This window comes from Streptomyces sp. NPDC041135 (assembly GCF_055592085.1).
This window is the reverse complement of record NZ_JBVIYZ010000004.1, coordinates 45,992-71,025: the sequence shown is the minus strand read 5'-3', so window position 1 is coordinate 71,025 and position 25,034 is coordinate 45,992. Positions and strand designations below refer to the sequence as shown.

The 25,034-nt window shown below is 68.0% G+C and carries 33 protein-coding genes; 1 reads left to right on the top strand and 32 read right to left on the bottom strand.

The genetic code is table 11. The features are described from left to right. Nucleotides 1-102 precede the first annotated feature (102 nt). From map to ACZ6CZ_RS11315, 28 genes are all read right to left on the bottom strand, one after another. Nucleotides 103-939: a type I methionyl aminopeptidase gene (gene map, locus ACZ6CZ_RS11450; RefSeq protein ID WP_469019068.1), complete on the bottom strand. Its 837-nt coding sequence runs from the start codon at nt 937-939 to the stop codon at nt 103-105. A 124-nt stretch (nt 940-1,063) separates the two neighbouring features. After that, entirely contained in the window at nt 1,064-1,729 is a 666-nt protein-coding gene (locus ACZ6CZ_RS11445) for an adenylate kinase (RefSeq protein ID WP_469018088.1), read from the bottom strand. Continuing rightward, nucleotides 1,729-3,042 carry a preprotein translocase subunit SecY gene (gene secY / locus ACZ6CZ_RS11440; RefSeq protein WP_469018086.1) on the bottom strand — a complete coding sequence of 438 codons (1,314 nt, stop codon included), beginning with the start codon at nt 3,040-3,042 and terminating at the stop codon, nt 1,729-1,731. Before secY ends, ACZ6CZ_RS11445 begins: the two co-directional genes overlap by 1 nt. A gap of 188 nt (nt 3,043-3,230) precedes the next feature. Beyond that, nucleotides 3,231-3,686 (bottom strand): 50S ribosomal protein L15, encoded by a 456-nt coding sequence (gene rplO, locus ACZ6CZ_RS11435; RefSeq protein ID WP_469018084.1) that lies wholly within the window; start codon nt 3,684-3,686, stop codon nt 3,231-3,233. Nucleotides 3,687-3,688: 2 nt separating this feature from the next. Next, nucleotides 3,689-3,871: a 50S ribosomal protein L30 gene (gene rpmD / locus ACZ6CZ_RS11430; protein WP_039656212.1), complete on the bottom strand. Its 183-nt coding sequence runs from the start codon at nt 3,869-3,871 to the stop codon at nt 3,689-3,691. Then, the gene (gene rpsE, locus ACZ6CZ_RS11425) at nt 3,871-4,479 is read right to left on the bottom strand and encodes a 30S ribosomal protein S5 (protein ID WP_007384078.1); all 609 of its coding nucleotides are present in this window, start codon (nt 4,477-4,479) and stop codon (nt 3,871-3,873) included. The genes rpmD and rpsE overlap by 1 nt, the downstream gene beginning before the upstream one ends. A 41-nt stretch (nt 4,480-4,520) precedes the next feature. Further along, nucleotides 4,521-4,904: a 50S ribosomal protein L18 gene (gene rplR / locus ACZ6CZ_RS11420; protein ID WP_469018081.1), complete on the bottom strand. Its 384-nt coding sequence runs from the start codon at nt 4,902-4,904 to the stop codon at nt 4,521-4,523. 3 nt (nt 4,905-4,907) lie between these two features. Beyond that, the gene (gene rplF, locus ACZ6CZ_RS11415; RefSeq protein ID WP_469018078.1) at nt 4,908-5,447 is read right to left on the bottom strand and encodes a 50S ribosomal protein L6; all 540 of its coding nucleotides are present in this window, start codon (nt 5,445-5,447) and stop codon (nt 4,908-4,910) included. A gap of 24 nt (nt 5,448-5,471) precedes the next feature. Next, nucleotides 5,472-5,870: a 30S ribosomal protein S8 gene (rpsH, locus tag ACZ6CZ_RS11410; protein ID WP_007384075.1), complete on the bottom strand. Its 399-nt coding sequence runs from the start codon at nt 5,868-5,870 to the stop codon at nt 5,472-5,474. Between the two features lie 210 nt (nt 5,871-6,080). Continuing rightward, on the bottom strand, nt 6,081-6,266 hold the full coding sequence (locus ACZ6CZ_RS11405; RefSeq protein ID WP_003948630.1) for a type Z 30S ribosomal protein S14: 186 nt from the start codon (nt 6,264-6,266) through the stop codon (nt 6,081-6,083). Nucleotides 6,267-6,271: 5 nt separating this feature from the next. Continuing rightward, on the bottom strand, nt 6,272-6,829 hold the full coding sequence (rplE, locus tag ACZ6CZ_RS11400; RefSeq protein WP_469018076.1) for a 50S ribosomal protein L5: 558 nt from the start codon (nt 6,827-6,829) through the stop codon (nt 6,272-6,274). Continuing rightward, on the bottom strand, nt 6,829-7,152 hold the full coding sequence (gene rplX, locus ACZ6CZ_RS11395; RefSeq protein ID WP_024883202.1) for a 50S ribosomal protein L24: 324 nt from the start codon (nt 7,150-7,152) through the stop codon (nt 6,829-6,831). The genes rplE and rplX overlap by 1 nt, the downstream gene beginning before the upstream one ends. 2 nt (nt 7,153-7,154) lie before the next feature. Then, nucleotides 7,155-7,523, bottom strand: a complete 369-nt coding sequence (gene rplN, locus ACZ6CZ_RS11390; RefSeq protein WP_003998823.1) for a 50S ribosomal protein L14 — start codon at nt 7,521-7,523, stop codon at nt 7,155-7,157. 127 nt (nt 7,524-7,650) lie between these two features. Beyond that, on the bottom strand, nt 7,651-7,938 hold the full coding sequence (gene rpsQ, locus ACZ6CZ_RS11385; RefSeq protein WP_003992363.1) for a 30S ribosomal protein S17: 288 nt from the start codon (nt 7,936-7,938) through the stop codon (nt 7,651-7,653). After that, nucleotides 7,938-8,162: a 50S ribosomal protein L29 gene (rpmC, locus tag ACZ6CZ_RS11380; RefSeq protein ID WP_003998824.1), complete on the bottom strand. Its 225-nt coding sequence runs from the start codon at nt 8,160-8,162 to the stop codon at nt 7,938-7,940. Before rpmC ends, rpsQ begins: the two co-directional genes overlap by 1 nt. After that, nucleotides 8,162-8,581 (bottom strand): 50S ribosomal protein L16, encoded by a 420-nt coding sequence (rplP, locus tag ACZ6CZ_RS11375; RefSeq protein ID WP_004927269.1) that lies wholly within the window; start codon nt 8,579-8,581, stop codon nt 8,162-8,164. Before rplP ends, rpmC begins: the two co-directional genes overlap by 1 nt. Nucleotides 8,582-8,586: 5 nt before the next feature. Continuing rightward, entirely contained in the window at nt 8,587-9,411 is an 825-nt protein-coding gene (rpsC, locus tag ACZ6CZ_RS11370; protein ID WP_469018072.1) for a 30S ribosomal protein S3, read from the bottom strand. Further along, nucleotides 9,411-9,758, bottom strand: coding sequence for a 50S ribosomal protein L22 (rplV, locus tag ACZ6CZ_RS11365; RefSeq protein WP_026252021.1), 348 nt, complete (start codon nt 9,756-9,758; stop codon nt 9,411-9,413). The genes rpsC and rplV overlap by 1 nt, the downstream gene beginning before the upstream one ends. A 43-nt stretch (nt 9,759-9,801) precedes the next feature. Continuing rightward, entirely contained in the window at nt 9,802-10,083 is a 282-nt protein-coding gene (rpsS, locus tag ACZ6CZ_RS11360; protein ID WP_003974263.1) for a 30S ribosomal protein S19, read from the bottom strand. Nucleotides 10,084-10,095: 12 nt separating this feature from the next. Continuing rightward, entirely contained in the window at nt 10,096-10,932 is an 837-nt protein-coding gene (gene rplB / locus ACZ6CZ_RS11355; RefSeq protein WP_469018068.1) for a 50S ribosomal protein L2, read from the bottom strand. Between the two features lie 38 nt (nt 10,933-10,970). Beyond that, on the bottom strand, nt 10,971-11,390 hold the full coding sequence (gene rplW / locus ACZ6CZ_RS11350; protein WP_469018065.1) for a 50S ribosomal protein L23: 420 nt from the start codon (nt 11,388-11,390) through the stop codon (nt 10,971-10,973). Further along, entirely contained in the window at nt 11,390-12,043 is a 654-nt protein-coding gene (gene rplD / locus ACZ6CZ_RS11345) for a 50S ribosomal protein L4 (RefSeq protein WP_469018062.1), read from the bottom strand. Before rplD ends, rplW begins: the two co-directional genes overlap by 1 nt. Nucleotides 12,044-12,051: 8 nt before the next feature. Beyond that, on the bottom strand, nt 12,052-12,696 hold the full coding sequence (gene rplC, locus ACZ6CZ_RS11340; protein WP_129307396.1) for a 50S ribosomal protein L3: 645 nt from the start codon (nt 12,694-12,696) through the stop codon (nt 12,052-12,054). 17 nt (nt 12,697-12,713) lie between these two features. After that, on the bottom strand, nt 12,714-13,022 hold the full coding sequence (rpsJ, locus tag ACZ6CZ_RS11335; RefSeq protein ID WP_003948644.1) for a 30S ribosomal protein S10: 309 nt from the start codon (nt 13,020-13,022) through the stop codon (nt 12,714-12,716). A gap of 472 nt (nt 13,023-13,494) precedes the next feature. Then, nucleotides 13,495-13,938 (bottom strand): SUKH-3 domain-containing protein, encoded by a 444-nt coding sequence (locus ACZ6CZ_RS11330; RefSeq protein ID WP_469018060.1) that lies wholly within the window; start codon nt 13,936-13,938, stop codon nt 13,495-13,497. Nucleotides 13,939-13,945: 7 nt separating this feature from the next. Then, a complete protein-coding gene (locus ACZ6CZ_RS11325) occupies nt 13,946-14,413 on the bottom strand; it encodes a hypothetical protein (RefSeq protein ID WP_469018057.1) in 468 nt (155 codons plus the stop codon). A 22-nt stretch (nt 14,414-14,435) separates the two neighbouring features. Continuing rightward, nucleotides 14,436-19,013: a DUF6531 domain-containing protein gene (locus tag ACZ6CZ_RS11320; protein ID WP_469018055.1), complete on the bottom strand. Its 4,578-nt coding sequence runs from the start codon at nt 19,011-19,013 to the stop codon at nt 14,436-14,438. 140 nt (nt 19,014-19,153) lie between these two features. Next, nucleotides 19,154-19,801 (bottom strand): hypothetical protein, encoded by a 648-nt coding sequence (locus tag ACZ6CZ_RS11315; protein ID WP_469018052.1) that lies wholly within the window; start codon nt 19,799-19,801, stop codon nt 19,154-19,156. Between the two features lie 89 nt (nt 19,802-19,890). Between ACZ6CZ_RS11315 and ACZ6CZ_RS11310 the strand changes: the two genes are divergently transcribed. Then, nucleotides 19,891-20,232, top strand: coding sequence for a hypothetical protein (locus tag ACZ6CZ_RS11310; protein WP_469018049.1), 342 nt, complete (start codon nt 19,891-19,893; stop codon nt 20,230-20,232). Between the two features lie 100 nt (nt 20,233-20,332). On the opposite strand, the gene tuf is transcribed toward ACZ6CZ_RS11310, so the two are convergent. From tuf to rpsL, 4 genes are all read right to left on the bottom strand, one after another. After that, nucleotides 20,333-21,526, bottom strand: coding sequence for an elongation factor Tu (gene tuf, locus ACZ6CZ_RS11305; protein WP_469018046.1), 1,194 nt, complete (start codon nt 21,524-21,526; stop codon nt 20,333-20,335). A gap of 156 nt (nt 21,527-21,682) precedes the next feature. Continuing rightward, nucleotides 21,683-23,809, bottom strand: a complete 2,127-nt coding sequence (gene fusA / locus ACZ6CZ_RS11300; protein WP_469018043.1) for an elongation factor G — start codon at nt 23,807-23,809, stop codon at nt 21,683-21,685. Between the two features lie 39 nt (nt 23,810-23,848). After that, on the bottom strand, nt 23,849-24,319 hold the full coding sequence (gene rpsG / locus ACZ6CZ_RS11295; RefSeq protein WP_003974303.1) for a 30S ribosomal protein S7: 471 nt from the start codon (nt 24,317-24,319) through the stop codon (nt 23,849-23,851). Between the two features lie 2 nt (nt 24,320-24,321). Continuing rightward, nucleotides 24,322-24,693 carry a 30S ribosomal protein S12 gene (gene rpsL / locus ACZ6CZ_RS11290; RefSeq protein WP_003948652.1) on the bottom strand — a complete coding sequence of 124 codons (372 nt, stop codon included), beginning with the start codon at nt 24,691-24,693 and terminating at the stop codon, nt 24,322-24,324. Between the last annotated feature and the right edge of the window lie 341 nt (nt 24,694-25,034).

Below are 25,034 nucleotides of genomic sequence, written 5' to 3'. Positions count from 1 at the left end.
TCAGTCTACGTCAGCGCACCCGGAAAGACGAATCGAGGAAGTCTGCCCCATCCGGGCGATTCTCATGCGAGGGGACCGGCGGGACCGGTCCCCGGCCGGCCGTCAGGCCAGCGGGTCCGGTGCCGCCACGACGCCGTGCTCGGCCAGCTTGGCGCGGCCGCCGTCGGGGGCGGTGAGGACCAGGGGGCCCTGCTCCGTCAGCGCCACGGAGTGCTCCCAGTGGGAGGACCAGGTGCCGTCGGTGGTGATGACCGTCCAGTCGTCCGAGAGGACCTCGGTCCGCGGCGTGCCCAGCGACACCATCGGCTCGATGGCCAGGCAGAAGCCCGGGACCAGCTTGGGGCCCTTGCCGCGGCGGCGGTCGACGTAGTTCAGCAGGTGCGGGTCCATGTGCATCTCGGTGCCGATGCCGTGGCCGCCGTAGTCCTCGATGATGCCGTAGCGGCCGCCGCCGGGCTTGGGCTGGCGGCGGATGTAGGTCTCGACGGCCCGGGAGATGTCGACCAGGCGGTTGCCCTGCTTCATCGCGGCGATGCCGGCCCACATGGACTCTTCGGTCACCCGGGACAGCTCGACCAGCTCCGGCGCGTGGCCGGAGCCCACGAACACCGTGTACGCGGCGTCGCCGTGCCAGCCGTCGACGATGGCGCCGCAGTCGACGGAGATGATGTCGCCGTCCTTGAGGACCACCTCGTCGGACGGGATGCCGTGGACGACGACCTCGTTCACCGAGGTGCAGATGGTCGCCGGGAAGCCGCCGTAGCCGAGGAAGTTGGACTTGGCGCCGTGCTCGGCGAGCACCTTGCGGGCGACCTCGTCCAGGTCCTTGGTGCTGGCTCCGGGCACCGCCGCCTCCCGGGTCGCCGCGTGGATCGCGGCGACGACCAACCCCGCCGCACGCATCTTGGCGATCTGCTCCGGGGTCTTGATCTGCACCATGGGGGGCCTGCGCTCTCCGTCACTCACGTCGGCTGGGTTACCTGTACAACAGTACGGCCGCGGCGCCCCTGAGGTGTCCCCGGAACAGTCCGGGGGCGGGCACCGCGGCCGTGACGACCACGCTCTACTTGTTCTCGGCCTTCTCGCCCTGGAGGGCGTCCAGCGCCCGCTCGGTGATCTCCTCCACCGGTCCCAGCGAGGAGATCGTGCGGACCAGGCCCTGCGACTTGTAGTAGTCGATGATCGGCTCGGTCTGCGTGTGGTAGACCTCCAGGCGCTTGCGGACGGTCTCCTCGGAGTCGTCGTCGCGCTGGTACAGCTCACCGCCGCAGACGTCGCACACCCCGGCCTGCTTGGCCGCGCTGTACGTCACGTGGAAGACGTGGCTGGAGTCGTTGCGGCAGATGCGCCGGCCGGCGATCCGCTTGACGACCTCCTCCTCCGGGACCTCCAGGTCCAGGACCGCGTCCAGCGTGATGCCCTCGGTCTCCAGCAGCTGGTCGAGGGCCTCCGCCTGCTGCACGTTGCGCGGGAAGCCGTCCAGCAGGAAGCCGCCCTCGGCGTCCGGCTGCTCCATGCGGTCCTTCGCCATCGCGATCGTGACCTCGTCGGGAACGAGGTTGCCGGCGTCCATGTAGGACTTCGCGAGCTTGCCCAGTTCCGTCTGCCGACTGATGTTGGCGCGGAACAGGTCGCCCGTGGAGATGTGCGGGATACGCAGCTTCTCGGCAAGGCGAACAGCTTGCGTTCCCTTCCCGGCGCCCGGCGGCCCGACGAGGACGATTCGCATCAGCGGAGGAACCCTTCGTAATTGCGCTGCTGGAGCTGGCTCTCGATCTGCTTCACCGTCTCGAGACCGACACCCACGATGATGAGGATGCTCGTCCCGCCGAACGGGAAGTTCTGGCTTGCCCCGAAGCCCACCAACGCCATCGTCGGTACGAGAGCGATCAGACCCAGATACAGCGAACCCGGCCAGGTGATCCGGTTGAGCACGTAGCTCAGGTACTCAGCGGTCGGTCGGCCAGCCCGGATGCCCGGGATGAAGCCACCATACTTCTTCATGTTGTCGGCGACTTCCTCGGGGTTGAAGGAGATCGCCACGTAGAAGAACGCGAAGAAAACGATGAGCAAGAAGTACATACTGATGTAAATCGGGTGGTCGCCCTTGGTCAGATTCTGCTCGATCCAGGTTTTCCAGCCAGATGTACCCCCCGCGAACTGAGCCACGAGTGCGGGAATGTAGAGCAGCGACGAGGCGAAAATGACGGGAATCACACCCGCCTGGTTCACCTTCAGCGGGATGTAGGTGGACGTACCGCCGTAGGACCGGCGGCCGATCATGCGCTTCGCGTACTGGACCGGGATGCGGCGCTGGGCCTGCTCCACGAAGACCACGAGCCCGACCATGACCAGGCCCACCGCGATGACCGTGCCGAACTCGATCCAGCCGCCGGCCAGGGTGCCCTGCTTCTTGATGGCCCACAGCGCGGACGGGAAGGTCGCGGCGATCGAGATGAACATCAGGATCGACATGCCGTTGCCGATGCCGCGGTCGGTGATCAGCTCACCGAGCCACATCACCACGGCCGTACCGGCGGTCATGCAGATGACCATGGTGATCGTGGTGAAGATCGCCTGGTCCGGGACGATGCTCGACGCGACCGAGCACCCGCTGAACAGCGCACCGCTGCGCGCGGTGGCCACCAGGCCGGTGCCCTGGAGGATGGCGAGGGCCACGGTCAGGTAGCGGGTGTACTGCGTGATCTTCGCCGTGCCGGCCTGGCCCTCCTTCTTGAGGGCCTCCAGACGCGGGATGACCACGGTCAGCAGCTGGAGAATGATGCTGGCCGTGATGTACGGCATGATGCCGAGCGCGAAGATCGTGATCTGCAGCAGCGCGCCACCGCTGAACATGTTGACCAGGCCGAACAGGCCCTGGTTGCCCGACGCCTCGTTCACGCACGTCTGAACGGCCTTGTAGTTGACGCCGGGGATCGGGACGTGGGTACCGACCCGGTAGGCCACGATGATGCCCAGCGTGAAGAGCAGCTTCTTGCGCAGGTCGGGCGTCCTGAACGCCCGGGCGAACGCGGTGAGCACGGTGCCTCCTGCGACCCCCGCGCAAGTGCGTCAAGGGTGACGGTCTGAGGTGCGACGAATACGGATGAAGAACAAGTGCAGGCCACCTTACCGGCGACACTGCCTCCCTAGGAACGACCAACCGGGGATACCTCATTGTGAGGTATCCCCGGTCGGAACTGCTTACGTCATCGACGGGCCTGAGAAAATCAGACCAGCTCGGTGACGGTACCGCCCGCGGCGGTGATCTTCTCCTTGGCGGAGCCGGAGACGGCGTCGACCGTCACCTGCAGCGCCACGGAGACCTCGCCCTGTCCGAGGACCTTGACGAGGCTGTTCTTGCGAACGGCACCCTTGGCCACGAGGCCCTCGACGGTGACCTCGCCACCCTCGGGGTACAGCGCCGCCAGCTTGTCGAGGTTCACGACCTGGTACTCGGTCTTGAACGGGTTCCGGAAGCCCTTGAGCTTCGGGAGACGCATGTGGAGGGGCATCTGGCCACCCTCGAAGCGCTCCGGAACCTGGTAACGGGCCTTGGTGCCCTTGGTACCACGACCGGCCGTCTTACCCTTCGACGCCTCACCACGACCGACACGGGTCTTGGCGGTCTTGGCGCCCGGGGCGGGACGGAGGTTGTGGATCTTGAGCGGGTTGTTCTCCGCCATGATCAGTCGACCTCCTCAACCGAAACGAGGTGGCGGACGGTGTGCACCATGCCGCGGAACTCGGGACGGTCCTCCTTGACGACCACGGTGTTGATCCCCTTGAGACCAAGCGACCGCAGGGTGTCACGGTGGTTCTGCTTGCTGCCGATGTACGACTTCACCTGGGTGATCTTGAGCTGAGCCATTACGCAGCACCAGCCCCGGCACGCGCACGCAGCAGAGCCGCGGGAGCGACGTCCTCGAGCGGCAGACCGCGGCGGGCCGCGATCTCCTCGGGACGCTGCAGGCCCTTCAGGGCCGCCACGGTCGCGTGCACGATGTTGATCGCGTTCGACGAACCGAGCGACTTCGACAGGATGTCGTGCACGCCGGCGCACTCGAGCACGGCACGCACCGGGCCACCGGCGATGACGCCGGTACCGGGGGAAGCCGGCTTGAGCAGGACGACGCCCGCAGCCTTCTCACCCGTGATCGGGTGCGGGATGGTGCCCTGGATGCGGGGGACCTTGAAGAAGTGCTTCTTGGCCTCCTCCACACCCTTGGCGATGGCGGCCGGCACCTCCTTGGCCTTGCCGTATCCGACACCCACGGTGCCGTCACCGTCGCCCACCACGACCAGCGCGGTGAAGCTGAAGCGACGACCACCCTTCACAACCTTGGCGACGCGGTTGATCGCGACGACGCGCTCAACGTACGCGGTCTTCTCGGCGGCAGCTGCGCCGCCGTCACGGCCCTTCCGGTCCCGCCGCTCGCCGCCACCGGCACCGCCACCGCGGCGCTGGGGTCCAGCCATTGGAATTACCTCTCTCTGTTTCCGCTAGCTACGGAACCGGCTCAGAACTTCAGTCCGGCTTCGCGGGCGGCGTCCGCCAGAGCGGCGATGCGCCCGGCGTACTGGTTGCCACCACGGTCGAATACGACAGCCTCGACACCGGCGGCCTTGGCACGCTCGGCGACCAGGGCGCCGACCTGCTTGGCCTGCGAGGACTTGTCGCCCTCGCCGCCGCGGATCGTCGTGTCCAGGGTCGACGCCGACGCCAGGGTGTGACCCTTGATGTCGTCGATGACCTGGGCCACGATGTGGCGGTTGGAGCGCGTCACGACCAGGCGCGGACGCTCAGCCGTACCCGAGATGTGCTTACGGATCCGGATGTGGCGGCGCTTGATCGCGGCACGCTTGTAAGCGTCGCCCTTGAGAATCTTCTGTCCGTATGCCATGGCTTACTTACCCGCCTTTCCGACCTTGCGGCGGATGACTTCGCCCTCGTACTTGACGCCCTTGGCCTTGTACGGGTCGGGCTTGCGCAGCTTGCGGATGTTGGCCGCAACCTCGCCGACCTTCTGCTTGTCGATGCCCTCGACCGAGAACCGGGTGGGGGCCTCCACCTTGAAGGTGATGCCCTCGGGGGCCTCGACGGTGATCGGGTGGCTGTAGCCGAGCGCGAACTCGAGGTTCGAACCCTTGGCGGTCACACGGTAACCGACACCACTGATCTCGAGCTTCTTCACGTAACCCTGGGTCACGCCGGTGATCATGTTCGCCACCAGCGTGCGGGACAGGCCGTGCAGGGCCTTGTTCTGACGCTCGTCGTTGGGGCGCGTGACGTTGAGTACGCCGTCCTCGCCCTTGACGATCTCGATCGGTGCCACGACGGTGTGGGTCAGCTCGCCCTTGGGGCCCTTGACCTTGACCGTACGGCCGTCGATGGTGACGTCCACGCCGGCGGGAACCGCGATGGGGAGCTTGCCGATGCGCGACATAGCTGTTTCCTCCGTTCCCTTCTGCTACCAGACGTAGGCGAGGACTTCCCCACCCACGCCCTTCTTGCCGGCCTGCTTGTCGGTGAGGAGCCCGTGCGACGTGGAGATGATCGCCACGCCCAGGCCGCCCAGCACCTTCGGCAGGTTGGTGGACTTCGCGTACACCCGGAGACCGGGCTTGGAGATGCGCTTGATCCCCGCGATGGAGCGCTCACGGTTGGGGCCGAACTTCAGCTCCAGGACGAGGTTCTTGCCGACTTCGGCGTCCTCGACCTTCCAGCCCGTGATGAAGCCCTCCTGCTGGAGGATCTCCGCGATGTGAGACTTGATCTTCGATGCCGGCATCGTCACGGAGTCGTGGTATGCCGAGTTCGCGTTCCGCAGACGCGTAAGCATGTCTGCGATCGGATCAGTCATGGTCATGAATTGGCCTTCGGCCTCTCTCGCCGGGGTTTCCTGGTGCGCCATCCCTCTCCTCGATCCGAGACGGGGCGGGTGCGGTGCGGTGGACCTACGGCGTAGTAAGTCGTACGGGCGGCAGACGCCCAACCCCGCAAGCCTACGGCATGCGGAGGTGGGCCCCTGCCGACCCAGATGCTTACCGAGAGCTTCCGGAATCCCTAAAAGGCGGGATTACCAGGAACTCTTGGTCACGCCCGGCAGCTCGCCACGGTGAGCCATCTCACGAAGGCACACGCGGCACAGGCCGAACTTGCGGTACACGGAGTGGGGACGGCCGCAACGCTGGCAGCGCGTGTAACCGCGCACGCCGAACTTGGGCTTGCGGGCAGCCTTAGCGATCAGAGCCTTCTTCGCCATCTCGCTCACGCCTCCTTGAAGGGGAAGCCGAGGTGACGAAGGAGCGCGCGGCCCTCAGCGTCGTTGGTCGCCGTGGTGACCACGGTGATGTCCATACCCCGGACACGGTCGATCTTGTCCTGGTCGATCTCGTGGAACATGACCTGCTCCGTGAGACCGAAGGTGTAGTTGCCACGGCCGTCGAACTGCTTGGGGGACAGACCGCGGAAGTCGCGGATGCGCGGCAGCGCGAGCGACAGGGTGCGGTCCAGGAACTCCCACATGCGGTCGCCACGGAGCGTGACGTGGGCACCGATCGGCTGACCCTCACGCAGCTTGAACTGCGCGATGGACTTGCGGGCCTTGGTGACGGCCGGCTTCTGACCGGTGATCGTGGTGAGGTCGCGGATGGCGCCCTCGATCAGCTTGGAGTCGCGGGCGGCGTCGCCCACACCCATGTTGACCACGACCTTGACGAGGCCGGGGATCTGCATGACGTTCTCGTACTTGAACTCGTCACGCAGCTTGCCCGCGATCTCCTCGCGGTACTTCTGCTTCAGACGCGGAGTGGTGGTGGTAGCCATCAGATGTCCTCACCCGTCCGCTTGGCAACGCGGATCTTGTTGCCCTCGTCGTCGAAGCGGTAACCGACGCGCGTGACGACCTTGTTGCCGTCCTTCTCCACGACCAGCTGAACGTTGGACACGTGGATCGGGGCCTCGGTGGTCACGATGCCGCCGGCCTGGGAACCGCCTGCGGTCGGGCCGGCCTTGGTGTGCTTCTTGACCCGGTTGACACCCTCGACCAGGACGCGGTCCTCGCGGGGGAAGGCCGCGATGACCTTGCCCTGCTTGCCCTTGTCCTTACCGGTGATGACCTGGACCAGGTCGCCCTTCTTGATCTTCATGCTTACAGCACCTCCGGCGCGAGCGAGATGATCTTCATGAACTTCTTCTCGCGCAGCTCACGGCCGACCGGGCCGAAGATACGGGTGCCGCGAGGGTCGCCGTCGTTCTTCAGAATGACAGCGGCGTTCTCGTCGAAGCGGATGTACGAGCCGTCCGGACGGCGGCGCTCCTTGACGGTGCGAACGATGACCGCCTTGACGACGTCACCCTTCTTCACGTTGCCACCGGGGATCGCGTCCTTGACGGTGGCGACGATGACGTCACCGATGCCCGCGTAGCGGCGACCGGAGCCACCGAGCACACGGATGCAAAGGATTTCCTTCGCACCAGTGTTGTCGGCGACACGCAGTCGCGACTCCTGCTGGATCACGTCTATCTCCTGATCGTCTGCCGGTTCCCCGGGGGCCGCTTCTCAGCGGCCCCCGGAGCCTGGCGGAACTGACCTGCGGGATTTGCCCCGCAGGGCGTTTTCATTGGAATTCGCTTGCGCGAATTACCTACTTGGCCTTCTCGAGGATCTCGACGACGCGCCAGCGCTTCGTCGCGGACAGCGGACGCGTCTCCATGAGGAGGACGCGGTCGCCGACGCCCGCGGCGTTCTGCTCGTCGTGGGCCTTGAGCTTGTTCGTACGACGGATGACCTTGCCGTACAGCGCGTGCTTGACGCGGTCCTCGACGGCGACGACGACGGTCTTGTCCATCTTGTCGCTGACGACGAGACCCTCACGGGTCTTGCGGAAGCCGCGGGCCTCTGCAGTCTGCTCAGTCACGTTGCTCTCACTCATCAGGCGCTCTCCACCGTCTCGATGCCCAGCTCGCGCTCACGCATCAGGGTGTAGATCCGCGCGATGTCCTTGCGGACGGCCTTCAGCCGACCGTGGTTCTCGAGCTGACCGGTCGCCGCCTGGAAGCGGAGGTTGAACAGCTCTTCCTTGGCTTCGCGGAGCTTCGCCAGAAGCTCCTCGTCACCCAGTTCGCGCAGCTCGGACGCCTTGGTACCGGCCGACATCACGCTTCACCTGCCTCGCGCTTGACGATCCGGCACTTCATCGGCAGCTTGTGGGCCGCACGAGTCAGCGCCTCACGGGCGATCTTCTCGTTGGGGTAGGACAGCTCGAACATGACCCGACCGGGGTGCACGTTCGCGATCCACCACTCCGGCGAACCCTTACCGGAACCCATGCGGGTCTCGGCAGGCTTCTTGGTGAGGGGACGGTCCGGGTAGATGTTGATCCAGACCTTGCCGCCACGCTTGATGTGGCGGGTCATCGCGATACGGGCCGCCTCGATCTGGCGGTTGGTCACGTACGCCGGCGTGAGGGCCTGAATGCCGTACTCGCCGAACGCGACCGTCGTACCGCCCTTGGCCTGACCACGGCGCTTCGGGTGGTGCTGCTTGCGGTGCTTGACCCTACGGGGGATCAGCATGACGGTCAGGCCTCCGTTCCGGTGCTCTCAGCCGGAGCGGACGCGGGAGCCTCGGCCTTGGGGGCCTCGGCGCCAGCAGCCTGCTGCGGCTTGCGACCGCGCCGCTCGCCACCGCGGCCACCACGGGCCGGGCGGTCGGAGCCGCCACCGCGGGCCGGGCGGTTACCCGCACGGGCGGCAGCGTTCTCGGCGCGGACCTCGGCGATGTTCTTGACATCGCCCTTGTAGATCCAGACCTTCACGCCGATGCGGCCGAAGGTCGTCTTGGCCTCGAAGAAGCCGTAGTCCACGTTCGCGCGGAGCGTGTGCAGGGGCACGCGGCCCTCGCGGTAGAACTCCGAGCGGGACATCTCGGCGCCGCCGAGGCGGCCACCGCACTGGATCTTGATGCCCTTGGCGCCGGCCTTCATCGTGCCCTGCATGCTCTTGCGCATGGCACGACGGAAGGAGACGCGGGAGGACAGCTGCTCGGCGACGGCCTGAGCGACCAGCTGGGCATCGGTCTCGGGGCTCTTGACCTCGAGGATGTTCAGCTGGACCTGCTTGCCCGTCAGCTTCTCCAGCTGACCGCGGATCTTGTCGGCCTCCGCGCCGCGGCGGCCGATGACGATGCCCGGACGCGCGGTGTGGATGTCGACGCGCACGCGGTCACGGGTGCGCTCGATCTCCACCTTGGAGATACCGGCGCGCTCCATGCCGGACGTCAGCATCCGGCGGATGGCGACGTCTTCCTTGACGTAGTCCTTGTACAGCTTGTCGGCGTACCAACGCGACTTGAAGTCGGTCGTGACACCGAGCCGGAACCCGTGCGGGTTTACCTTCTGGCCCATTACCGGGTTCCTTCCTTGCTGCTGACGACCACGGTGATGTGGCTGGTCCGCTTGCGGATCCGGTAGGCGCGGCCCTGGGCACGCGGCCGGAACCGCTTCAGGGTCGGGCCCTCGTCGACGTAGGCCTCGGAAATGACCAGGCTGTCGACATCGGTGTGGTCGTAGTTGTGCGCGGCGTTGGCGATGGCGCTGTCGAGCACCTTGCCGACCGGCACGGAGGCGGCCTGCGGAGCGAATCGCAGGACGGCCTGGGCCTCCGTGGCGTCCATGCCACGGATGAGGTCCACCACGCGGCGGGCCTTCATGGGCGTGACGCGGATGTACCGCGCCTGGGCCCTGGCTTCCATGGTTGTCCCTTCAGTTACTTACGTGTCTGAATGCGATCCGCTGCTAGCGGCGCTTCGACTTCCGGTCATCCTTGACGTGGCCCCGGAAGGTGCGCGTCGGCGAGAACTCGCCGAGCTTGTGGCCGACCATCGACTCGGTGACGAACACCGGGATGTGGGTCTTGCCGTTGTGCACCGCGATCGTGTGACCGAGCATGGCCGGGACGATCATCGAGCGACGGGACCAGGTCTTGATGACGTTCTTGGTGCCGGCTTCGTTCTGCGTGTCCACCTTCTTGATCAGGTGGTCGTCGACGAAGGGCCCCTTCTTCAAGCTACGAGGCATCTCAACCCGTCCTTAGCGCTTCTTGTTCGTCTTGCGGCGGCGGACGATGTACTTGTTCGACGCCTTCTTGGGCGAACGAGTACGGCCTTCCTTCTTGCCCCACGGGGACACGGGGTGGCGGCCACCGGAGGTCCGGCCCTCACCACCACCGTGCGGGTGGTCCACCGGGTTCATGACCACACCACGCACGGTCGGGCGAACGCCCAGCCACCGCTTGCGGCCGGCCTTGCCCCAGTTGATGTTGCTCTGCTCGGCGTTGCCGACCTCACCCACGGTGGCGCGGCAGCGCGCGTCCACCATGCGGATCTCGCCGGACGGCATACGCAGGGTCGCCATGGCGCCCTCACGAGCCAGCAGCTGCACCGAGGCACCGGCGGAGCGGGCGAACTTGGCACCGCCACCGGGACGGAGCTCGATCGCGTGGATCGTGGTACCGACCGGGATGTTGCGGAGGGCCAGGTTGTTGCCCGGCTTGATGTCGGCCCCGGGACCGTTCTCGACGCGGTCACCCTGCTGCAGGTTGCGCGGGGCGAGGATGTAGCGCTTCTCGCCGTCGGCGTAGTGCAGCAGCGCGATGCGCGCGGTGCGGTTGGGGTCGTACTCGATGTGCGCGACCTTCGCCGGCACGCCGTCCTTGTCGTGACGACGGAAGTCGATCACTCGGTAGGCGCGCTTGTGTCCGCCACCCTGGTGGCGAACGGTCACACGACCGGCGTTGTTACGGCCGCCCTTGCTGTGCAGCGGGCGGACCAGCGACTTCTCCGGCGTGGACCGCGTGACCTCGACGAAGTCGGCGACGCTGGAGCCACGACGGCCCGGCGTAGTCGGCTTGTACTTGCGGATTCCCATTTCTCAGTCCTCGTCCGATATCGGACGATCCGACCCGCTTACGCGGTCGGACCGCCGAAGATGTCGATACGGTCGCCCTCAGCGAGGGTCACGATCGCGCGCTTGCTGCCGGCACGCTGACCGAAACCGGTCTTCGTGCGCTTGCGCTTGCCCTGGCGGTTGATCGTGTTGACCCCGGTGACCTTGACCGAGAAGACCGCCTGGACGGCCTGCTTGATCTGGGTCTTGTTGGCGTTCGGGTCGACGATGAACGTGTACTTGTTCTCGTCGAGGAGCGCGTAGCTCTTCTCCGAGACGACCGGCTTCAGCAGGACGTCACGGGGGTCCGTGTACGACTTGCTCAGCGGCGTCTCGACGGTGTTCTTGCCCTCGGCGGCGTGGCGACGCGCCTTGGCGACGCGCGCGGCCTTGGCGGCCTTGGCGGCCTTCGAGGCGATGCTCGGGTGACGCGTAGCCATCAGGCCTCGCTCCCTTCGGTGTCATTGGCCTTCGGGCCGGACACGAAGGACTCGAACGCGGCCTGGGTGAAGACCACGTCGTCCGAGACGAGAACGTCGTACGTGTTCAGCTGGCCCGGCTCCAGGATGTGGACCTGGGGCAGGTTGCGGGCGGACAGCCACGCGGCCTCGTCGGCGCGGTCGACGACCAGGAGCAGGTTCTTGCGCTCGCTGATCTTGCCGAACAGGCTCCGGGCGGCCTTCGTGCTGGGGTTCTCGCCCTCGATCACGCCGGAGACGACGTGGATGCGGTTGTGACGCGCCCGGTCGGTGAGGGCACCGCGCAGGGCGGCGGCCTTCATCTTCTTCGGGGTGCGCTGCGAGTAGTCACGCGGCTGCGGGCCGTGGACGACGCCACCGCCGGCGAACTGCGGCGCACGCGTCGAGCCCTGACGGGCGCGGCCGGTGCCCTTCTGGCGGTACGGCTTCTTGCCACCGCCGCGGACCTCGCCACGCGTCTTGGTCTTGTGGGTGCCCTGGCGGGCAGCGGCCAGCTGCGCGACGACGACCTGGTGGATCAGCGGGATGCTGACCTTGGCGTCGAAGATCTCCGCGGGGAGCTCGACGGAACCGGCCTTCTCGCCCGCCGGCGAAAGGATGTCAACAGTACTCATCGGTTACCTCAGGCCCCCTTGGCCGCGGTGCGGACCAGGACGAGGCCGCCGTTCGGACCGGGGACCGCGCCCTTGATGAGCAGCAGGCCCTTCTCCGCGTCAACGGCGTGGACGGTCAGGTTCTGGGTGGTGACCCGCTCGTTGCCCATGCGACCCGCCATGCGGAGGCCCTTGAACACGCGGCCCGGGGTGGCGCAGCCACCGATGGAACCGGGCGAGCGGTGCTTGCGCTGGGTGCCGTGTCCGGCGCCGAGGCCCTTGAAGTTGTGACGCTTCATGACGCCGGCGAAGCCCTTGCCCTTGCTCTTGCCGGTCACGTCGACCTTCACGCCGGCCTCGAACACCTCAGCGGTGATCTCCTGGCCGAGCGTGTACTCGGAGGCGTCCGCGGTGCGGATCTCGACGAGGTGGCGACGGGGGGTGACGTCGGCCTTGGCGAAGTGGCCCTTGAGGGGCTTGTTCACCTTGCGCGGGTCGATCTCGCCGAAAGCGATCTGGACGGACTCGTAGCCGTCGACATCGTTCGTACGGACCTGGGTGACGACGTTCGGGCCGGCCTTGACGACGGTGACCGGAACAACACGGTTGTTCTCGTCCCACACCTGCGTCATGCCGAGCTTCTCGCCCAGGATGCCCTTGATCTGCTTAGCCATCTCTCAGATCACCGGCCTCAGAGCTTGATCTCGATGTCGACACCGGCCGGGAGGTCGAGTCGCATCAGAGAGTCAACGGTCTTGGGGGTCGGGTCGAGGATGTCGATCAGGCGCTTGTGCGTGCGCATCTCGAAGTGCTCGCGCGAGTCCTTGTACTTGTGCGGCGACTTGATGACGCAGTACACGTTCTTCTCAGTGGGCAGCGGCACCGGGCCCGCGACCGACGCACCAGTGCGCGTCACCGTCTCGACGATCTTCTTCGCCGAGGAGTCGATGACCTCGTGGTCGTAGGCCTTGAGCCGGATGCGGATCTTCTGTCCCGCCATGGCTACTCAGTAGTCCTGTCTCTCTAACGCTCTGGAACCCGATGTTCCTTTTTCTGTCTCCGCCGACCCACGCGGTCGGGCGTGTCGCTGTTCCACTGACACAGATGCCCCTTGTTCGAACATCCCTGCGGGAACTGCACACGGCCCTTCCGGAACCGCAAGCCGGGGGCGACGACCCACCGGGTGCCTGGCCAGTGCCGCGCTGACACTTCCCGGAAGATTCCCGTACGTCCAACCCGCAGGGGGTTGACGAGTACTGTGGGACTCGCTTCCGGTCCTCCCGGCGGGAGGCGCACAGCATCAACACTCGACCGAGCAACTCGGACAGTCTGCCATATGGGGCAGCTGCCTGGCCAATCGGGCCGAAGAGATTACCCCGAAGGTGATGTAGGTCAAACCGGCACGGGCGCGGTCCGGGAACGGGCGGGCCCCCGGAGCGCGCTCGGGACGACCGGTCGGCGGATCCGACCGGTCAGCGGATCCCCAGGACCAGTTTGTCCAGGGCCTCGTCCGCCGTGCGGGCCAGCAGCGTGACGCCGGCCATGCCGGTGTACACCGCGCCGCCCGGCGCGATGGCCAGGTAGGTGTTGCGCCGGTCGGCCTCCCCGATCGGGCAGAGCGGGACGCCGGCCTCCTCGCTGAGCACGTCGAAGATCTCGTCGTCGCACTCGGCGGCCATCGGGTCGAGCCGGAACCCCATGCGGGCCATCGTCCGCCCGGGCCCGCGCTCGCCGCTCTCCAGCCCCCCGAACTCGGCGAGGAAGCGTCGCGCGGCCTCGTGGAACTCGAACCCGCCGCGTTCGCGCAGCGCGGTCTCCCACGGCCGGACGGGCACCGCGCGGCCGGGATACCAGCCGGCGGCGCGCAGGACCCGGTCCGTCCGCGCGGACCAGCGGGGTGCGGGCTCCCCGTTCACCGGGGCGTCACGAGCGGCGGCCGCGCAGGGCCCGCCACCCCTCCTCGACGGCGTCCGCGGACCTCAGCCACCAGCCCTCCAGCGTGTCGCGCACGGCCGACCGCAGCCACCGCCACTTGAACCACGGCGGCAGGTCCCGGTACGGCACGTACGTCAGCGTGTCCTTGATGGGGTGCTCGGCGGCTCCCCCGGGGCCCTCGGCGCGCAGCGCGGCGTACAGCTGCGGGGTCAGCCTCCCGTGCAGGCGGGCGGCGTGGCCCGCCGCCGTGAAGGCGAATCCCCGCTGGTGCCGGTCGGGCAGCAGCATGGCCCGGGCGATCCGCGGGGACGCCTCGTCCAGCGGGCAGTTGAGGGCCAGTCCGATCACCGCGGTGCCGAGGTGCCGCTCACCGCGGGCGAACGCGGCGTCCCATTCGCCGGGGGCGTCCAGGCCCAGCAGGCCCTCGCCGGTCGCCCAGTTCCATCGCGCAGCCACAGCCGGTCTCTCCTCGGGTCCGTCAGTCCGCGCACGGCGGCGGAAGCACCCGCTGCTTCTTGACGTTGTCGATCATTCCCGCCTTCTTCAGCTTGGTCAGGTCGCCCTGCGTGACGCTCTTGGACGGGTACGAGCCCTGCACATGGCCGTGGTAGATCTCCTTGATGATATTGCCGTCCTTGTCCATGGTGTAGTCGTGCCGGTCCAGGACGACGATCTCGTTGTTGGCGTGGTCCACGCCGACCCGCCGGAAGTTGTCCGGGTTGTTGGGGTCGCCCAGCGGGAGGGAACGGTCCAGCGCGGCCTGGCCGTTGCTGGGCGCGCGGCTGATCTCGCCCTTGGCCGAGGAACCGCTGCCCGAGCCGTGCTTGTTGTAGGTGGAGTCGTCGTAGACCCGGACCGGTTCGCCGCCGTCCCCCTCCAGACCGAGCGGGTCGCTGCGGCGCAGCGGGTTGTCGACGTACCCGTGGGGGTTGGGGGCGGGGACCAGGCCGAGCGGGTCGGGGCTGAGGTAGCTCGCGGTGTCCGGGTCGTAGTAGCGGGCCAGGTTGTAGTGCAGGCCCGTCTCGGTGTCGCGGTACTGGCCCGGGAAGGCCAGCGGGCACAGGGCGTCGCCGGGGTCGGTCAGCGGCCTGCCCCACAGGCTGGCCGGGGCCCGCCAGGCGATCGTGCCGTCCTCGTCGACCAGCTCGGTGGGCGTGCCCACGAGGTCGGTGACGATGGCGTAGAACCGGCTGGTGACCTCGTCGGACGCGTCCGGGTGCCACCGTCTGCGCAGCTGGGCCGCGGCCCGGTGGGTACCCGGCTCCCAGTCCCAGGTGTCGGTCTCCAGCAGGCCCGCGCGCAGCGTCCGGTGCTCGGCGAGCTGGGTGCCGTCCCAGCTGAAGAGGGTTTCGTCGGTTGCCGAACCGTCTTCGGCCACACGCCACTTGGCGGTGCGCCGGCCAAGCACGTCGTAGCGGTAGCGCCAGGTTCCGCGGTCGGGCGTCACGGCCTCGGTGAGCCGGTCGTCGGCGTCCCAGGCGTACGACCAGATCCGGCGCAGGCCGGACAGCGTGCGCCGGATCATGCGGACCACGCGGCCCTGGTCGTCGTGCTCGTAGGTGGTGCGGCCCGCCGACGTGACCCTCGTCCCCGAGTGCCGCAGCGGTCCCTGCGCGTCCTGGCCGCCGGGGGCGGGGTGGGCGGCGGCGGTGAGGTTGCCCAGCTCGTCGTAGGCGTAGGTCTCGGTCCAGGTCTCGGCCGTCACCCGGGTGACGCGGCCCGCGCCGTCGAGTTGGAAGCGGCGGGTGCCGCTCAGCCGGTCGGTGACCGAGGTGAGGTTGCCGTCGCCGCGGTAGGCGTAGGAGCGGGCCTGGATCGGGGCGGTGTCCCCGTGCCCGCTGCCGGACCCGGCCCGCACGACCTGCTCGACGAGGCGGTGACCGGCGTCCCAGCTCTGGGTCAGCGTGGCGGCGCCGGCCAGGCCGCGGGCGGTCTCCCGGCCGGCCGCGTCGTGCGTGAAGGTCAGTTCGCCGCCCGCGGTGGCGAGCGAGGCGGGCAGGCCCGCGGCGTCGTAGGACCAGTGGGAGGTGGCGCCGGAGGGCGTGGTGCGCCGGACGCGGCGGCCGAGTGGGTCGTAGGCGCTGGTGACGGTGCGGCCGTCGGTGGTCTCGGCGACTATCCGGCCCACCGCGTCATAGCGGTAGGCGACCGTGCCGCCCGGGCCCGCGGCCTCCAGCAGCCGGCCCGCGGCGTCGTAACGCAGGGTGGTGACGGCGCCGTCGCTCGTCCGCGCGCTCACCACGCGGCCGGCGGCGTCGTGGCCGAACCGTACGCTCTGCCCGGCGCCGTTGGTCCGCTCGGTCCGGCGGCCGGCCGGGTCGTGGCGGTAGGTGAGCGTGCGGCCGTCGAAGTCGGTCTCGGCGATCACGCGCCCGGCCGCGTCGTGGCGGTAGCTCCACTCGGCGCCGAGCGGGTTCGTCACCGCGGTCAGCCGCAGCTCGGCGTCGTGCGTGAAGCGGTAGCGGGTGCCGTCGGGGTCGGTGCGGGCGCTGGGCAGGTCGAACGCGCCGTACTCGAAGCGCGTGCTGAGGCCGGCCGGGTCGAGGTGCTCGGTGAGGTTTCCCTGGAGGTCGTAGGACCAGGTCTCGCGACGGCCGTCGGCGTGCTCCCGCCACAGCAGCCGTCCCTCGGGGCTCCAGCCCTGGCGGAGGGTCCCGCCGACGGCGTCGTCGATCCGTACGGCGCGGCCGAACGCGTCCCGCCGCACGGTGACGACGCTGCCCCGCGGGTCCACCACCCGTACGGGCAGCCCGGCCGGGTCGGTGTCGAAGCGGAAGGTGTGGCCGAGCGCGTCGGTCCGGGCGATCCGGTGCCCGCGGCCGTCGTAGGCGAAGGCGCTGACGGCGCCCAGCGGATCGGTGCTGGTGAGCAGGTTGCCCCGGTCGTCGTAGGCGCACTCCCAGCGCGCGCCGTCGGCGTCCGTGATGGCGGTGGGCAGGCCGTCGGCGCTGTACTCCACCTCGATGACGGTCCCGTCGGGCCGCTCCATGCGCAGCGGCTCGCCGCGCTCGTCGAGGGTGAACCGGGTGGTGTTGCCGAGCGCGTCGGTCCGGGCCAGCAGATGCCCGTACCGGTCCCACTCCGAGTACTCGGTGTGCCCCAGCGGGTCGGTGACGGAGACGAGCTGGAACAGGTCGTTGTAGCGGTACGTCGTCGTGTTGCCGAGGGCGTCCGTGTAGCGGGTCTCGCGGTCCTCGCTGTCGTACGCGACGGTGCAGGCGAGGCTGCCGTCGGCACCCGCGCCGCCGGTGCAGCGGTCCAGGGCGTCGTAGGTGAAGCCGTAGCGGTAGCCGTTGCGGTCGGTCCACGAGGTGATGCGGGCACGCTCGTCGTAGGTGAGCCGCTGCGGCAGTCCGGTGCTGTCGTGGACCTCGGTGAGGTCGCCCGCGGCGCTGTAGCCGAAGCGGCGCAGGACCGTGCCGTCGGGGCCGTCCTCGGGGTTGCGCAGGCGCAGCGCGGTGACGCGCCCGCCGTCGGTGTCGACGTGCAGGTACCGGCCGGCGGAGTCCCGTACGGCGACCGGGACGCCGTGGGGGTCGCGGTCGATGTCGACGCGGCAGCCGTTGCGGTCGGTGATCGCGGCCAGCGGCAGGGTGAACGCCTCGTCGGGGGCGGCCGGGGCGGTGCGGGGGGCGTAGTGCCGGGTCAGGCCCGTGACGGGGTCGGTGACGCGCAGCGGGGCGCCGGGGGCGCCGTCCCAGTCCAGCGGCCGGCGCGGGCCCTCGGCGGGCAGCACCGAGGCGCCGGGCCGGGGCACCGGGTAGAACAGCAGCATGCCGTCCTCGGTGGCGAGGACGGCGCCCTCGTCGTCGAGTTCGAGGCGTTCGTCGAGCGTGGACGCCCAGGACGGGCCGAAGCAGCGGCCCCACTGGTAGGTGGACAGATGGGTGCGGCGCAGCACCAGGGGCAGCAGGCCCGGCAGCTCGACGTCGGTGGTCTCCATGAGCATCTCGCCCGAGACCATGTCGATCGGGTCGCCGTTCTTGCAGCGCGCCTTGGGGGGCTTGGCCTTGGCGGCGGCGTCGTCGGCCTCCCGGCGCAGGCCCTTGCCGAGCCCCTTCGCCATGGCCTTGAGGCCGCCCTTGCCGAGGCCCTTCATGCCCTTGGCGAGCTTGCCGAGCGAGGTCAGGCCCTTGCCGCCGGGGATGCAGTCCATGGCGGCGAAGGCGACGTCGAGCAGGCCCGCCTCGCCTTTTCGGTATTTGTTCAAGGTGTCGGCCAGCACGACCAGGGCGGCGACCAGCACGATGGCGCCCAGGATCGGCCCTCCGATGATCATCGCGACGATGCCGACGACCGTCACGACGACCTTGCAGACGGCGACGATGGTGTCCCAGTTGTCCTCGAACCAGTCCCCGATGTCCTCCCACCAGGACCGGTTCTGGATGCCCGCGTCGGACGCCTCGTCGATCTTCGTCTTCGCGTCGCGGGCCGCGTCGTCCCGCATCCGGCGCGCGTCCTCGGCCATCTTCTTCGCCGCGTCCAGCGCGCTCTGCGCCGAGGTGACGTCCGACTGGGCCTTGGAGTGCGCCGACTTGGCGTTCTGCACGTCCCGGGTGGCCGCGCGGACCTTCGCCTCGTCCGGCTTGTCGGCGTCCGTGCCGCGGCCCGAGGGGTCGTCCTTGTACTTGTCGGCCTCCTTGCCGGCCCGCGTCATCCAGGAATCCGCCGACGCCAGCCGGGACTTGGCCGACGACAGGTCGTCCTGCGCCGCCCTGGCCTTCACCAGCGCCCGGTCGGCCAGCGCCTGGGCGCGCTCCAGCTCGGGCCAGAACCCGGCCAGCGCGTCGCCGCACATCTCGTACGACTTCTTCAGCTTCTTCAGGTTCTTCGGGACGTCGCCGAACTGGTCCTTGAAGACCTCGGCCGACTTCCCCGCCCACTCCAGCAGCGTCTCCTCGCCGGCCATCCCCTTGACCAGCCGGAGCGCCTCGGAGACGTCGTCGGCGAAGTCGTGCAGCTGCTTCGCGAGCGACCGCACCCGCTGCGGATCCCCCGGAGTCGGGTCCTTGTCCAGGTCCAGCGGATGCCAGTCCGCCGGCCGATACCCCGCCATGTCCTCGCAACCCCCGTCGCACCCGCACCATCAACAACCGTATGCACGCGTGAACTTACCGGGTACGTGTGTTCGCCGGGAACCGCGTGGGCGCGGGGGCGGGCCGCCGGCGGGCCGCGGTCGTTCCGCGGGCGGTCCGCTCAGTCCGCGAAGCGGAACGTCGACGTGATCGCGTCGAAGATGTCGAAGAAGGAGTCGGCGAGGTCCAGCACCTGGCTGCTGCCGGCGACCAGGGCCACCTTGCCCTCCTGGCCCGGCACCGGGATGTACGTCTGCATCAGCACGGCCCGCACGGTGCGGCCCAGGCTGTCCCCGGGGACGGCGATGTCCTCGATGCCGTGGGTGCGGGCGGCAGGGCCGGCGCCGGGGATGTCGACCGTGGTCACCTTCCGCCAGGAGTCACCCTCCTTCACCGCCTCCTTGACGGCGAGCTGGGCGGCGACGGAGGCCGGGTCGTTGGGCAGCGGCGCGCCGTCGCGGGTGCGGCCGCCGACCAGGGAGACGGTGACCGAGGCGGTGACCGGGGTGTCGCCGCCGAAGGTCTCCGCCATGCAGCCGCAGTACAGGGCGCCGGACTTCCAGGCGTCGGCCGCCGCCTTCCGCAGGAACGCGACGTAGGTGTCCCGGTGCTCGGCCAGCTGCGGATGCTGCCGGACGCGCTCGCCGACCATCCGCCGGATCGAGTCGTCCCGCGACTCCGGGCGCACGTCGAACTCCCACCACGACTCCGGCACCTTGATCAGGAATCCGCCGCGCCGGACGGTGAGTGCCTCCATGTAGCGGGCCATGGGTCGCCGGGCTCCGTTCGTTCGGTCGGTCGCTTGCGCGCCGTACTGCTGTACGGTGCCGCCAGACTACGAGACAGGGGGACCGACGCGTGGGCACGGGCCAGAGTGACCTCTCACTGCCGCTGACCGAGCTGGAGGGCTACGGCCGCCGGCTCCGCTCGATCAAGACGCGCCTCAACCACACCAAGAAGCTGTTCGAGAGCTACCGGGACGACATCGGCGCCGGCAACGTCAACGACGCCCTGGGCGACTTCGAGTCGAACTGGGACGACGGCCGCGAGGACATCACGCAGCAGCTCGACGCGCTCGCCGACATGGCGGACACGGTCGTGCGCGAGTTCAAGAAGCTGGACGACGACCTCGCCAAGAAGGTCAACGACGCGGTGAAGACCCAGGACACCCGCAGCGCGGCCCAGAAGAAGGCCGACTAGCTGACCGTGCGCAGGGCGCATGGCGAAGGGGCCCGTACGACCGAAGTCGTACGGGCCCCTCCACAGCTACCTGGCAGAGACCTGCCGGGTCAGTTCAAGATCACTTGTTGATCTTGGTGACCTGGCCGGCGCCCACGGTCCGGCCACCCTCACGGATGGCGAACTTCAGGCCCTCTTCCATGGCGATGGGCTGGATGAGCTCCACCTTCATCTCGGTGTTGTCACCCGGCATGACCATCTCGGTGCCCTCGGGGAGGGTCACCACGCCGGTCACGTCCGTCGTCCGGAAGTAGAACTGGGGACGGTAGTTGTTGAAGAACGGCGTGTGACGGCCACCCTCGTCCTTGGACAGGATGTAGGCCTGCGCCTCGAACTCGGTGTGCGGGGTGACCGAGCCCGGCTTGATGATGACCTGGCCGCGCTCGACGTCCTCGCGCTTGATGCCACGGAGGAGCAGACCGACGTTCTCACCGGCCTGGCCCTCGTCGAGCAGCTTGCGGAACATCTCGATACCGGTGACCGTGGTGGTGGTCTTCTCGGTCTTGATGCCGATGATGTCGACGGTCTCGTTGACCTTCAGGACACCGCGCTCGATACGGCCGGTGACGACCGTACCGCGACCGGTGATCGTGAAGACGTCCTCGATGGGCATGAGGAACGGCTTGTCGACGTCACGCTCGGGCTCCGGGATGGAGGTGTCGACGGCGTTCATGAGCTCGAGGACCGACTGGGTCCACTTCTCGTCGCCCTCGAGCGCCTTCAGCGCGGAGACACGGACGACCGGCAGGTCGTCGCCCGGGAACTCATACTCGGAGAGGAGCTCACGGACCTCGAGCTCGACGAGCTCCATGATCTCCTCGTCGTCCACCATGTCGGCCTTGTTCAGGGCGACGACGATGTAGGGGACGCCGACCTGGCGGGCCAGGAGCACGTGCTCCTTGGTCTGCGGCATCGGGCCGTCGGTGGCGGCGACCACCAGGATCGCGCCGTCCATCTGCGCGGCACCGGTGATCATGTTCTTGATGTAGTCCGCGTGACCAGGGCAGTCGACGTGGGCGTAGTGACGCGCCTCGGTCTGGTACTCGACGTGCGCGATGGAGATGGTGATACCACGCTGACGCTCTTCCGGCGCCTTGTCGATGTTGTCGAACGGGGTGGCCTCGTTCAGGTCCGGGTACGCGTCGTGCAGCACCTTGGTAATGGCGGCCGTGAGGGTCGTCTTACCGTGGTCGATGTGACCGATGGTGCCGATGTTGACGTGCGGCTTAGTCCGCTCGAACTTCGCCTTCGCCACTGGGGTCCTCCTGTGGAGTGGTTCTGTACGCCTTACTTCATCGGCGCCAGGTGATCTTTGCTGTTAAGTCCCGGAACCGGGGGCATTCAACCAGGATTGCGGCTGAATGCCCCGTGAGGCTCCGGAGTCAAGCCTAAGGCGTGTGAACGCGGTGCGTTACTCGCCCTTGGCCTTCGCGATGATCTCCTCGGCGACGTTCCGCGGAACCTCGGCGTAGGAGTCGAACTGCATCGAGTAGCTTGCGCGACCCGACGTCTTGCTGCGGAGGTCGCCGACGTAGCCGAACATCTCCGACAGGGGCACGAGGCCCTTCACGACGCGGGCACCAGCCCGCTCCTCCATGGCCTGGATCTGGCCACGGCGGGAGTTGATGTCGCCGATGACCTCACCCATGTAGTCCTCGGGCGTGGTGACCTCGACGGCCATCATCGGCTCCAGGAGCACGGGCGAAGCCTTGCGCGCGGCCTCCTTGAAGGCCTGCGAACCGGCGATCTTGAAGGCCAGCTCGGAGGAGTCGACCTCGTGGTAGCCACCGTCGTGGAGGATGACGCGCACGCCGGTCATCTCGTAACCGGCGAGGATGCCGAACTGCATGGCCTCCTGCGCACCGGCGTCCACCGAAGGGATGTACTCCTTCGGGATACGGCCACCGGTCACCTTGTTCACGAACTCGTACGAGGTGTCGCCACCCTCGAGCGGCTCGATGCCGATCTGCACCTTCGCGAACTGACCGGTACCACCGGTCTGCTTCTTGTGGGTGTAGTCGACGCGCTCGACGGCCTTGCGGATCGTCTCACGGTAGGCCACCTGCGGCTTGCCGACGTTGGCCTCGACCTTGAACTCACGGCGCATACGGTCGACCAGCACCTCGAGGTGCAGCTCGCCCATGCCGCCGATGATGGTCTGGCCGGTCTCCTCGTCCGAGTGGACCTGGAAGGACGGGTCCTCCTCGGCCAGGCGCTGGATCGCGACGCCCAGCTTCTCCTGGTCGCCCTTCGACTTGGGCTCGATGGCGACCTGGATGACCGGCGCCGGGAAGTCCATGGACTCCAGGATCACCGGCTGCTTGTCGTCGCACAGCGTCTCACCGGTCGTGGTCTGCTTCAGACCCATGACGGCGATGATGTCGCCGGCGCCCACCGCGTCGATCTCCTCACGCTTGTTCGCGTGCATGCGGTAGATCTTGCCGATGCGCTCCTTCTTGCCCTTGACGGAGTTCAGCACCGAGGTGCCGGACTCCAGGCGGCCCGAGTAGACCCGGACGAAGGTGAGCTTGCCGAGGTGCGGGTCGCTCATGATCTTGAACGCCAGCGCGGACAGCGGCTCGTCCTCGGACGGCCTGCGCTTGACGACCGTCTCCGGGTCCTTGACGTCGTGGCCCTCGATGGCCTCGATGTCGACCGGCGACGGCAGGTAGCGCACGACGGCGTCGAGCAGGGGCTGCACGCCCTTGTTCTTGAACGCGGTGCCGCAGAAGACCGGCGTCACCGTGGTGCCGTCGCTCTTGCCGGAGGCGATGGTGATACGACGGATCGCGGCGTACAGCTGCTCCTCGGACGGCTCCTCGCCCTCCAGGTACAGCTCCATGATCTCTTCGTCGTTCTCGGCCACGGCCTCGAGCAGCTTGCCGCGGTACTCCTCGGCAGCCTCGGTGTGCGTGTCCGGGATGTCGACGACGTCGTACATCTCGCCCTTGGTCGCCTCGGCGGACCACACGAGCGCCTTCATGCGGACCAGGTCCACGACGCCCTTGAAGTCGGCCTCGGCACCGATCGGGAGCTGCATGACGATCGGCTGCGCGCCCAGGCGGTCGCTGATCATGTCGACGCAGCGGTGGAACTCGGCACCGGTCCGGTCGAGCTTGTTGACGAAGCAGATGCGCGGCACGCCGTAGCGGTCCGCCTGACGCCACACGGTCTCGGACTGCGGCTCGACGCCGGCGACACCGTCGAACACCGTCACGGCACCGTCGAGCACGCGCAGCGAACGCTCCACCTCGACGGTGAAGTCGACGTGGCCCGGGGTGTCGATGATGTTGATGGTGTGGTCGACGTCTTCCAGCGACCAGTGACAGGTGGTGGCAGCAGAGGTGATCGTGATGCCACGCTCCTGCTCCTGCTCCATCCAGTCCATGGTGGCGGCGCCGTCGTGGACCTCACCGATCTTGTACGACACACCGGTGTAGAACAGGATCCGCTCGGTGGTGGTCGTCTTGCCCGCGTCGATGTGGGCCATGATCCCGATGTTGCGGACCCTGGCCAGGTCAAGTGAAGTGGTAGCCATAAGGCTTCAGTCTTCTCTCGGTCTCGATGTGGGTAGCGACTACCAGCGGTAGTGCGCGAAGGCCTTGTTGGACTCGGCCATCTTGTGGGTGTCCTCGCGCTTCTTCACGGCCGCACCGAGGCCGTTCGAGGCGTCGAGGAGCTCGTTGAGGAGGCGCTCGGTCATGGTCTTCTCGCGACGGGCGCGGGAGTAGCCGACGAGCCAGCGCAGCGCGAGGGTGTTGGCGCGACCGGGCTTGACCTCGATCGGCACCTGGTAGGTGGCGCCACCGACACGGCGGGACTTGACCTCGAGGGTCGGCTTGATGTTCTCCAGCGCGCGCTTCAGCGTGATGACCGGGTCGTTGCCCGTCTTCTCACGCAGACCCTCCATGGCGCCGTAGACGATGCGCTCGGCGGTGGAGCGCTTGCCGTTGAGCAGCACCTTGTTGATCAGCGACGTGACAAGAGGAGAACCGTAGACCGGGTCGATGATGACCGGGCGCTTCGGGGCGGGGCCCTTACGAGGCATTCTTACTTCTCCTTCTTGGCGCCGTAGCGGCTGCGGGCCTGCTTGCGGTTCTTGACACCCTGGGTGTCCAGCGAACCGCGGATGATCTTGTAGCGAACACCCGGCAGGTCCTTCACACGGCCGCCGCGCACGAGCACGATGGAGTGCTCCTGCAGGTTGTGTCCCTCACCCGGAATGTAAGCGGTGACCTCGATCCCGCTGGTCAGACGCACACGCGCGACCTTACGCAGGGCCGAGTTCGGCTTCTTCGGGGTGGTCGTGAACACACGCGTGCAGACGCCACGACGCTGAGGGGAACCCTCGAGTGCGGGCGTCTTGTTCTTCTCGACCTTGTCCTGCCGGCCCTTACGGACCAGCTGCTGGATCGTAGGCACTACTTCTCCGGTTTCTGTGTGCCGATAGGTGTAGCTAACCTGGAACATTCACCGACCCACGCGGTCGGGTGTGTCGTATCCCGCAGATTCCCGCCGGAGGGCGAAAGGGCACGGATCACGGTGGCCGCTTACAGCTCGCCATGCGGTTCGAAGGCACGCACGAGAGCCAGGGCACACCCCAGGCACAAGGTCTGAGCGTACCTACCGCACGGACTTCGGTCAAAACAAATGGAGTGCGCTCCGACACGCCGGATTTATCACGCTTGCCATTGTGGACCCGCCCGGCCCCGTACGCCCGTCCGTGGCACGTCACGGCCGGCGGCCGCGCGGCGGCTCCCGAA